Raw genomic sequence first — 5,495 nt, forward strand, 5'->3', positions numbered from 1 at the left:
TAACTTTAAACTCTAAGACAAACATTTTACGCAGGGGGGACTTAGACAAAATCAGTATAGCACAATAAAAGTTAAGTTAACAAGATATAGTTTAAAAAGCCGTCCTAAAAGGACGGGGCTTTAACCCAAAATTTCGGTAAGTAAACTGTTCAGTATCTAACCCTCTGCCGATTGCCTCAGTTGATTCCTATTCAAATCAGGTAATTTTAGTTGCTCGCCATGGAAATCTGGATTATTTTACGTTTTTCAATCGCCGCTGCCATTATCGCTTTAGTTTGCTGGTCTTTAACCAGTGCCGTGCGCGATAGTTGGCAAGTTGCCCGACGGATGCACTCCATCCCTTGCTCCCACTGCCGCTACTTTACCAACGATTATCGCCTCAAATGTAGTGTACAACCCAGGAGCGCCAACACCGAACAAGCGATCGACTGTGGCGATTATTTTCCCGATGCCTAGTTTGCCATAATACCGAAAAGCTTTTCGAGATGGTGCGAAATTTGCTAGTCTAGGCTAAATAGGTCTGAAATAGTATAGAAAAGTGGATACAATTATTGGTCGGGGCAAAACAGCCCGTAGAGCTTACGGTATCGATGAAATCGCACTTGTACCCGGAGTGCGAACCCTCGATCCTAGTTTAGCCGATACCCGTTGGTCTCTCGGCAATATCGAGCGGGAAATCCCGATTATCGCCAGCGCTATGGATGGGGTGGTGGATACTAAAATGGCCGTCCTTCTCTCCGAGTTGGGGGCGCTAGGGGTACTAAACCTCGAAGGAATTCAAACCCGTTACGAGGATCCTAACCCGATTCTCGATCGCATTACCGCAGTCGGCAAAGCAGAATTCGTCGGTTTAATGCAGGAACTCTACGCAGAACCGATTAAACCGCAACTAATCGAGCTTCGTATCCAAGAAATTCAAGAAAAAGGCGGTATTGCGGCAGTTAGCCTCACCCCTGCCGGTGCCGTCAAATACGGTGCTATCGTCGCCCAAGCAGCGGCCGATATTCTCTTTGTCCAAGCAACCGTTGTTTCCACTGCCCATTTATCCCCGGAAGCTATCACCCCCCTCGATTTAGTGCAACTGTGCCAAGAAATGCCCATTCCCGTGGTTTTGGGCAACTGCGTCACCTACGAAGTCGCCCTTAACCTGATGAAAACTGGGGCAGCCGGGGTTTTAGTCGGTATCGGTCCGGGGGCCGCCTGTACTTCTCGCGGCGTTTTAGGGGTGGGAGTTCCCCAAGCCACTGCTGTGGCCGATTGTGCCGCCGCTAGGGACGATTTTTTCCGAGAAACCGGTAAATACGTCCCCGTTATTGCCGATGGCGGCATTATTACCGGCGGTGATATCTGCAAATGTATCGCCTGTGGTGCTGACGCGGTGATGATTGGTTCTCCCATTGCCCGGTCATTGGAAGCCCCCGGCCGCGGTTTTCACTGGGGTATGGCCACACCTAGTCCGGTTCTACCCCGGGGAACCCGAATTAGTGTGGGCAGTACCGGAACTATTGCCGAAATCCTCGTCGGACCAGCAAAATTGGATGATGGTACTCATAACCTCCTAGGGGCGCTGAAAACCAGTATGGGAACTTTGGGTGCTAAGAACTTAAAGGAAATGCAACAGGTGGAAGTGGTGATTGCCCCCTCGCTGCTGACGGAGGGTAAAGTCTATCAAAAGGCCCAGCAGTTAGGTATGGGTAAATAAAAGTTATCGGTGAACAGTGATCGGTTATCTGCTTCTCGGAGCAGTTTTTGATTTTTGCCAGAGATGGATTTTCTGCTTGGGATTACCATCACCTTCGGGTTCGGTTCTACCGACTGCCACTATCTCAAAAAACTGTTAAATTGGAAGGGAGCATCTCATTTATGCAAGCGAGTAATTATACTTGTCCCTAAAACTGGTTTCTAGCAAGGCTTTCAAAATAGCTTGACATAAAACCTGATTTAGGAGTTACAAAGGTGAAATGCTCCCAATTGGAAGAACCAAAAGGATAATTTAAAAAAATTGAGTTAAGGAGATCAAAGGTGTATAGAGAAAACGATCGCCCTCACAATTTATTCGGTACCGATAGTGAATTTTCCGAGAGTTTGTGGCAGTATGTCCAGACCTTAAGTCCAGAAACAATCGCCCAACTCTCGAAACCGGAGTCCCAAGAGGTTTTTCAAGTGATGGAACGCAACATTATCGGACTTTTGGGCAACCTTCCTTCGGAACATTTCGGGGTCACTATCAGTACCAGTCGCGAACATCTGGGCCGGTTATTGGCCTCAGCAATGATGAGTGGTTACTTTCTCCGCAATGCTGAACAGAGAATGAATTTTGAAAAATCCCTCGCTAGTCTCCAGAGTGGTTCTAGCGATGTTTAAGGTTTAGCGGTAGTTAGTTTGAAAGGGAAAAAGAAGCAATCAGATTTTAGTTACAAGATAACTTTGATCTGGTTAATAACTGATAACTGATAACTGATAACTGATTAAAGACAGTTTTGCTGCCAGAGTAGTTCTTTTTCGATTCCCTGTTTTTCTCCGGGGGGGACAGTCCTTTCCCGCATGATATAAAGTTGCAGGGATTTAATTTGTTGATCACTACCGTGCTGCTGATTCCAGTTTTGACAGAGATACTGACCAAACTCTCCATAAACTGACCGACCGATAGCTCGATTAAGATTAATAAAATATACCCGCCACTGCATGGTTTTATACAAACGATTGCGATCGCTATCCGTGGGTTTATCCCAAATTACCGGCTGTCCTTCTCTAAATATATCTACCGTGGAACCATCGGCTAATTGACTGACTGCCACAAACCAAGCATCATCGCGAGGGGGACTAGGGGAAAAAATAGTCCAATATTGGTCTAAACGGGTAACTCTTGCCAGAATATCAATTGTATTAAAAGTACGACGGGTGAGCAAGCGATCAAGAGACTGAATTAGAGGTGTATTTAAATCGCCTCTATCGACCGATTGCCGGACAAAACTGCGTAAATTCCAGATACTCGTCAACAAGAAGAAGAAAATTACCAAAATATTTAAAGGTAAAGAGGATTTAATCGTCAGGGGACGAAACTTGAGAGGTTTGGTGAAATTGCCCATAAAACGACGATGGGAGGCAATCCACTCATAAATTCTCGTTCCCAGGGTCATGAGGGGCGGTAAACGCAAAATTGGCGCTAAAAACCAGAAAATCGGCGAAAGACTGACAATATAAACCAATGCTGACCATTTAAACCGACGTTTTCCCTGCCAATCTTCCACCACCCAAGAATTTTGGGCCACCATATCCTCGTATATTGAGGGGTTATCCTGCGCGACTAACAGGGGAGTGCCGGGTAAAATGAGAAACGTGCGGAGAAGATGAACAACTTTCTTGCAAAATCCACAATCTCGATCATAATTAATCCTTAAACCTTCCCTTTCTGGGTTTATTATCCGTTTTTGTCCCCAATCCCAGACTAAGCTAGGGATGATCGGCAACCAATAGGTAACACTCAAGAAAGGGAAAACCCCTAAATGTAGAATCAGCGCAAAAACCGTATGCAAGAAAATAAAGGAAACTACGGCGATTATTTTAAATAAACTATTGCGAAAGGGAACAAACATCAATAGCGGACCGAACCATTCAAAGCCTAGGGCTGAAATTGTCAGGAATTTGAGGAATTGCTGCGGTAAAGTCAGTAAAAAACTCCCGAAAGCGGTAGCGTATTGATCGTAACTAAGAGAGTAATAAACGGCTGTACCGTCGGGCCACCAAGTCTCACTTTTGAGTTTAAAAACCACTGACCACATATATATGTAACACACCTGTATCATAAAAGCCACCGTGGCGGCCGAAACTACGCGCTTGGGTAGGGGGTTGGGATTGGTGTTTAAGGCACTTTCCACGGAATAACAGGCACCAAGGGGTAAAAACATCGCCCAGAATAATACTGCCCGGATTACGTCATCGGCGGCAAATAGTAACAGGGGGTTGCGATGATGTAAAGAGACGATTAGCGCCCAAGTGGCGATCGTGGCTAAACGGGTATGATAGCCAATTAAAAGCAATAATGCGATCGCTATAGCGACAATAAATAGGATACTCTGCACCAGCACCGAGTCACTGAGAGCAAAAATAGACCAGTAAAAAGGACTAGCAGAGACTTTCGATAAGCTTCCTAGGGGTAAAACCCCCAATCCGCTGTAATGGGCAGTTACTTGGCTAAAACGAACCGATAAATCTACTAAAACCACTAACGCCAAGGCAATGCGAAATAAAGCCAGCGATCGCAGGTCAAACCCGAAAATCTCTGCCAGTCTTTGTCCAAATGATTTTGTCATTATCGCCATAGGATGATGATTCCCTCCACTTCTTCAATAAACCTACTTTTTGACTCTCCCCCGCTAACCGCTCGCACGGTGTAGCGGGGGATTCTTGGTTCATCTGCTCTTGACTAGATCAAACAGGTTTAACTGAACGATCCCCGTTAGATCGCCTCCGCAAGCGTTTTCTAACAGGGTCAGTCCGACCGCGTTTTTTCCTCGGTTCTCGATTACCTTCGCCGATGCCGTATCTCTCGGTTCGATGTGACCACAAGAATCGCATCGGTGAACTCTTTCCGATAACGACTTTTTACCAGTGAACGCGCCACAATTAGGACACTCTTGCGAAGTTCCGTTTTTATCAACCTTAAGATAATATCGCCAATTCAAAAATGAAACGCATCAACCTCAAGAGTTGACAAAGAAAGGCTCATCAGGTACTGTCTGATCATTAACAAAAACAAATCAGACCCAAAAACGAAGCCCCCAACATCTTAACATAGAACAAAGAAACTTGCTCTACCAACTTAGTCAGGAGGGAAATTTATCTCAACGGCAAATGGCCGTCTGGCTCGGATGTCATCAAAGCACGATATCACGAGAATTAAGAAGGAATCAAAGTTCTCTCGGCTGCTATCTACCTGACACAGCACAAGCTGAAAGCGAGACGCGCACCAAAAATGCCAAACAACCCTTTTAAAATGTCAGCGAGTCGGCCTTAGAGTTGGTGAAAGAAGGATTGAAAAGTTATCATAGTCCCGAACAAATAGCGGGTCGTCTGAAAAAAGCTGGTCAAGAATCGCTCAGTCATGAAACCATCTATCAAATGATCTATCAAAACTACCCTTGACTGTGGAAAGTATCAAGAATGCCTACGCGGCTGGACGAGGAAAAAGAAAGAGTCGAAATGGAGCAAAAAGTAAGCGTGGAGGGATTCCGGGGCGTGTAGATATCAGCGAGCGACCAGCAATTGCTGACCAGAAAACCGAAATCGGTCATTGGGAAAGTGACACAATGATTGGGGGCAATCATCTAGGAGTTCTCGTTACTCATCTGGACAAAGCCTCGAAATTTTTAGGAGCAGGATTAGCCAAAAACAAAACCGCATCGGAAATCAATAGAGTCACAGAAAAACTTTTTCAAGAGATTCACCCTGACAAAAGAAAAACCTTTACTTGTGACAACGGCAAAGAATTTTGT

General features: G+C 45.4%; 4 protein-coding genes and 2 pseudogenes. 4 read left to right on the forward strand and 2 right to left on the reverse strand.

Annotated features, from left to right (window positions below; translation table 11 throughout):
* The first annotated feature begins 219 nt into the window (after positions 1-219).
* The 3 genes from O9290_RS22910 (at position 220) to O9290_RS22920 (ending at position 2,364) form a co-directional block, all read left to right on the forward strand.
* Positions 220-456 (forward strand): hypothetical protein, encoded by a 237-nt coding sequence (locus tag O9290_RS22910; protein WP_016514875.1) that lies wholly within the window; start codon positions 220-222, stop codon positions 454-456.
* 82 nt (positions 457-538) lie between these two features.
* Positions 539-1,702: a GuaB3 family IMP dehydrogenase-related protein gene (locus O9290_RS22915; RefSeq protein ID WP_104397093.1), complete on the forward strand. Its 1,164-nt coding sequence runs from the start codon at positions 539-541 to the stop codon at positions 1,700-1,702.
* A gap of 320 nt (positions 1,703-2,022) precedes the next feature.
* The gene (locus O9290_RS22920; protein ID WP_002796237.1) at positions 2,023-2,364 is read left to right on the forward strand and encodes a DUF760 domain-containing protein; all 342 of its coding nucleotides are present in this window, start codon (positions 2,023-2,025) and stop codon (positions 2,362-2,364) included.
* A gap of 104 nt (positions 2,365-2,468) precedes the next feature.
* Here the strand turns inward: O9290_RS22920 and O9290_RS22925 are convergent, their stop codons facing one another.
* Both O9290_RS22925 and O9290_RS22930 read right to left on the reverse strand, forming a co-directional pair.
* The gene (locus O9290_RS22925; protein WP_288058921.1) at positions 2,469-4,322 is read right to left on the reverse strand and encodes a hypothetical protein; all 1,854 of its coding nucleotides are present in this window, start codon (positions 4,320-4,322) and stop codon (positions 2,469-2,471) included.
* A gap of 90 nt (positions 4,323-4,412) precedes the next feature.
* Positions 4,413-4,676 (reverse strand): annotated as a pseudogene (locus tag O9290_RS22930) (zinc ribbon domain-containing protein); the annotation flags it as partial.
* 118 nt (positions 4,677-4,794) lie between these two features.
* Here O9290_RS22930 and O9290_RS22935 point away from each other — a divergent pair.
* A pseudogene (locus O9290_RS22935) lies at positions 4,795-5,495 on the forward strand (IS30 family transposase); the annotation flags it as partial.

It is taken from the genome of Microcystis sp. LE19-41.2A, from assembly GCF_027530405.1.
In the GTDB taxonomy this organism is placed as follows: Bacteria; Cyanobacteriota; Cyanobacteriia; order Cyanobacteriales; family Microcystaceae; genus Microcystis; species Microcystis aeruginosa.